5 protein-coding genes and 1 pseudogene are annotated in these 4,216 nt (G+C 52.5%); all 6 read right to left on the bottom strand.

What is annotated here, in order from left to right; all coding sequences use genetic code 11:
• A partial coding sequence (locus E0D98_RS21730; RefSeq protein WP_131890989.1) for a PilN family type IVB pilus formation outer membrane protein occupies window positions 1-1,560 on the bottom strand: 1,560 nt, incomplete at its 3' end.
• Window positions 1,561-1,590: 30 nt separating this feature from the next.
• Window positions 1,591-2,028, bottom strand: a complete 438-nt coding sequence (gene pilM, locus E0D98_RS21725) for a type IV pilus biogenesis protein PilM (protein ID WP_000539685.1) — start codon at window positions 2,026-2,028, stop codon at window positions 1,591-1,593.
• Window positions 2,029-2,032: 4 nt separating this feature from the next.
• Window positions 2,033-3,100, bottom strand: a complete 1,068-nt coding sequence (locus E0D98_RS21720; RefSeq protein WP_001170195.1) for a toxin co-regulated pilus biosynthesis Q family protein — start codon at window positions 3,098-3,100, stop codon at window positions 2,033-2,035.
• 156 nt (window positions 3,101-3,256) lie between these two features.
• Window positions 3,257-3,592 carry a hypothetical protein gene (locus tag E0D98_RS21715; RefSeq protein WP_024186155.1) on the bottom strand — a complete coding sequence of 112 codons (336 nt, stop codon included), beginning with the start codon at window positions 3,590-3,592 and terminating at the stop codon, window positions 3,257-3,259.
• A gap of 116 nt (window positions 3,593-3,708) precedes the next feature.
• A complete protein-coding gene (locus E0D98_RS21710; RefSeq protein WP_001271734.1) occupies window positions 3,709-3,951 on the bottom strand; it encodes a PilI type IV pilus biogenesis protein in 243 nt (80 codons plus the stop codon).
• Window positions 3,952-4,031: 80 nt separating this feature from the next.
• Window positions 4,032-4,216, bottom strand: a pseudogene (locus E0D98_RS21705) (flotillin); the annotation flags it as partial.

Here is a 4,216-nt window from a genome sequence, read left to right as displayed (position 1 = left end):
CCCACCGCCAAGACCGAAGAATCCCGGCGTGCCTACACCCTGTTTTCCGCTGCGACGTCCTGACTGCTGGAAGCCACTGATAATGACCGTCTGCCCGGATTTCAGATCCACGGTCTGATTGATGGTTTTCAGATCCACATTCGGCAGCTGGGCTTTACTTCCACCGCTCTCATAATTCTCAATAACCGGTTTGTCGGAGAGACTCATGGAATAGAGCAACTGCAGTGTCTGTGAGTCCGGGAGAATGAACGGCAGAAGGGTCATGTTAAAACCGGTGGTGATGGTGGCCGCATTCAGGGAGGTGGATGAGCCGACATTGGCTGTGGTATCCGTCGTCACACTCTCGATGTAACTTTGCTGATTGGCGATCTGCATTGGCACCGGCGTCAGGTTTTTGGTGACGGCAGAGTTCTGGGTCACCACACTGACATCCCCCTGGGAAGACAATGCTTTCAGGAAGGCTTTTGAACCGGTGAGTTTACCGTCCACAATGGAAACACCACCTGTGATGGCATCACTGGCTGCACTGGTGAATGTGCTGCCGAGACTCAGTCCCAGCGTTCTGTCGCTGAAGACTGCGTTCCAGTCGATACCGGCCTGCTCATTGCGGGTTTTCCGGATACTCAGAATTTCCACATTCAGCACCACCTGACGTTTCATCTCTTCATTGCGTTTTTCAATGAATGCCCGGACCGTTTCCAGAACCTGTGGATTATCTGTGACGGTGATAAAGCCCGTGGACATGAACATGCGTCCGATACCCGGGGTCAGCATTGATGTGACCGCATTTTTCACATCCTGATACAGCGCAGACTTCATATCCACGGTGGTGGTCTGGGTATTGCTGGCATCACCGGAAATGGCATCTGATGCACTGCCTCCTGATGAGCCGTTTGAGGACATGGTGCCGCTGACCACAGTGGCGTTATAGGCCACCTGACTGTCCATATAGGTGATGGGGAAGGTCTGTGTCTCGAGATAATAGAAGATGATATGCGAGCCGTCATAGCGCCAGGATATACCGAGACGGGAGGAGACCGCATTCAGCAGGGTCGTCAGGCCGGAGGCATTCAGTTCAGACAGTGCTGCGGTATTTCCCGGCAGACGGGATGGTGGCGTGTCAGATGCGCCAATGGCGGCAAGGGGAACCATGCCGCTCGCATCCGGTGGGGGTAATGCGCCCTGGATTTGTTGTGTGCTGCCGGTTGTGGATGTATTCAGGTATGTCAGTACATCAGGTGTGATCCGTACCGGAATATGGCAGCTTTCCGTGATCCGCTGAACCACCTGCTGAAGGGTGATGCTCTGACGGGTATGAATGACAATGGGACAACCGGGAACGGTTTTGCCGGTGTTTTTATCCATGACCGGACGGGGATTGATCCATTGTCGTGAGGATTCCTTAACAACCGGCGTCCGGGTTCGCAGATCAGACATCATTTCCCGTGCCCGTTGTTGTTCCGCAACGGCTTCCTTTCTTGTGCTCTCAAGCTGTCTGTAACTGGCACAGCCCTGTAACAGAGCGGCGGCAATCATAATGGCAAGAATTTTTTTATTCATGGGAGATCCGTGATTTATTCAGATTCGTGACTAATTCATCCAGAGGATGACGTGATCGGGGATCACTGACGGAAGTGTGACGGAAAGCGCTCTGCCGGCTGTGTCCAGCAGTCGGCCGTTTTCCACCCTGCCGAGCAGAGCAGAGTCATTACTCTGTTCCCTGAGCGCGGCCATCAGGCCCGGGGTTTCTGTAGCCCAGACAAAAACACGTTGCTGGCTGATGATATGACTGACGGTATCCGTCCCGGGAATCCCGAGCTGAGCGGATGTCAGCCGCCCTCCGGCTGTCCGTCGTTCCGGATGCTGATGCAGGTAATCATTGATGGCGTTCATATAACGAATGAACGTTGCTGCCTGTTGTGTGTTTTCTGCGGCCTGATGACGGTGTTCGCTGCGGGAGAGCTGACTGGTGAACCAGAAATTGCCTGTGGTCGTGATGACCATGATGAACACGATGAACCAGCCCATAAGGTTATTCCTGTGGACGATCTGTCACCCGCAGCAGACATTGTGCTGTGCTTGTCCGGGCATACAGCGGTTTTTCCACCGGGGTGTAGAGTGCGAAGAGCTGTTCCAGCGCCTGGCGGAAACTGCCGGTGAAAACCAGAGGGGCATCGATACTGTAGTTAACGGGCGTTTCCCAGCGCAGCGTCCAGGTGCCGTGGGAGCATTTTTCGGACGACGTCCAGCGGGCCAGTCCGTCCTTCAGCGTGGTCCCTTTTTCCATTTTCCACTGCCGTGGCGGTGTGACCTTCTGTGGTGGTGCTACCGGTTTCGTGACCACCGGGGCTGGCGTGGTTGTGCGGGGCGCAGATGTACCGGATGTCCCTGTTGTGCTCTGAACCCGGGAAGCGCTGACGGCAGGTGGTACCTGTGCCTGGTCTGCAGCCGTTCCGGTTGTGCTCCTGAACGGATTACGTGGTGTGTCCGCTGTTTTCTGTGAACCCTGCGGTGCCGTGAGGTCAACAGGCGGTGTTGCAGTGGTCGTGACAGTCAGTATTTTCCTGTTCCAGTCCATATGTCCGTACAGTTGCTGCCCGGTCAGCAGAGTATTCAGTGCCCGGTGCCACTGGTCATTAACGGACCAGACGGGGAGGCGTTTGTTCAGTGCCGGTATGGCAGCGTTCTGTTGCCGGAACTGCCAGCCGGGTGGCAGCAACTGGCGTATCCAGTCACTGACGGAGCGCTGACGTGCCTCACGTAAATAAACGACGGATGACTGACCGGGTTTACCGGTCATAACCAGTGCGGGCAGCTGTGTGGCCTGAAGGAGCGGGCGGGGAGGCAGTGCGGTACTCTGGCTGCTGACTGCGGTTGTGGGCGTCGCTGTTGTTGTCGGGCGGGGCGGCGTCACAGGGCGGGTCACCGGTGGCGGAAGCAGACGTTTTTGCGTATGGGCGATAATGGCAGCGCTTTCGCGAATTTGTCCGTCGACGAACACCAGAGCCGGAGGTGTGGTGTCAGGAACAGGCGTGGCATTAAATGCCGTACAGCCGCTGAGTAATGACGGCAGAAGGAGTGTAAGTGATTTTTTTTGCATAGAATAAAATCCGGTATATTACGGGTTACGGTATAAGACAGGTGGCGGGTAACTGGCCTTCAGATGAATATCATTTCATCGGGTTATTGATAATGAACGTTCATGTTCGTGGGGGGATTATAAGAGTGAATTGCATTTCAGAACTGGAGCATTATTTTATTTCTTGCCTGTTATTGAAACATTTCCGGTTATGATCTCCGAATGGCAGGTATCAATAAAATCACTTTTCCCCGATTGTGTGTCAAAGTCAACGTGGGTGAACCTGTGTACATCCTGCCATATGGCGAAACAGACAGGACAGGTAACAGGTAGTTTGCCTTCAGCTATTTTTTCGCAGCTTTCAACCAGTTGCTGCGCCTTGTTGTATCTGACGTTATAGCCATTTGTGCAAAGCGTTTCATACCCATGAGCTCCTGTAACTATATGTGTGGCGATTCTTTCGTGGACTCTCCCATTAATTAATAATTGTTCATGCGTTGTGATTGTTCTCATGCCTGTTTCTCTGTTGGTCATAACATAAAATAATCTGCATTCCTGAAAAATATCTCGGTTGTGAAATATTTAATTTTTATCCCCCTTTTCTGAGGGATAAAAAGCAGGCTGTCAGGCTATAACTGAACGCGGTTTCTGGATTTTGGTGCTAATGTCACATCTTTCCATTCACAGCTGCTTCCGGGTATACGCTCTTTGCGTCGTATTATACGGGAGTTCTGACACACAATAATTAAGCCATTGTCTGCCGTCTGAAATGGCATTATAGCGATGTTTATATCTTCTGTTGCAGGAATATAACTGACTTTCTTTTCACATGTATTGGTGTATATGACAACTCTGAATTTTTCTGCGGACATTTTCAATCCTCTTTTAAACCAGAATATCCCGTGAGGGCATTCTTTGTGAAAAAGATGCCGGAAAAATTCCGGCACGGGGATTAAACCTGTTGTGGTTCTGAGTTATCCGGAGCGGTTACCGGTTCGCTGACATCCGGGACCTTTTCCGGGGCTGGCATGACCAGTGGACGTGTCAGGGCTGTAAGTCCTTCACCGGATAACCCCACCTCCTTCAGCAGGGAGTCGATGAGCGGAGCCTGTGTACGGTAAGCCAGAGCGGCGGTGT

The organism is Escherichia sp. KCJ4928, assembly GCF_004352695.1.
In the GTDB taxonomy this organism is placed as follows: Bacteria; Pseudomonadota; Gammaproteobacteria; order Enterobacterales; family Enterobacteriaceae; genus ECMA0423.
This window is presented reverse-complemented; position numbering and strand designations above follow the sequence as displayed.

Excerpts from the sequence above, each read along its gene's own strand:
- E0D98_RS21710 (WP_001271734.1), bottom strand. The coding sequence starts at position 3,951 with ATGTCCGCAGAAAAATTCAGAGTTGTCATATACACCAATACATGTGAA.
- E0D98_RS21720 (WP_001170195.1), bottom strand. The coding sequence starts at position 3,100 with ATGCAAAAAAAATCACTTACACTCCTTCTGCCGTCATTACTCAGCGGC.
- E0D98_RS21715 (WP_024186155.1), bottom strand. The coding sequence starts at position 3,592 with ATGAGAACAATCACAACGCATGAACAATTATTAATTAATGGGAGAGTC.
- pilM (WP_000539685.1), bottom strand. The coding sequence starts at position 2,028 with ATGGGCTGGTTCATCGTGTTCATCATGGTCATCACGACCACAGGCAAT.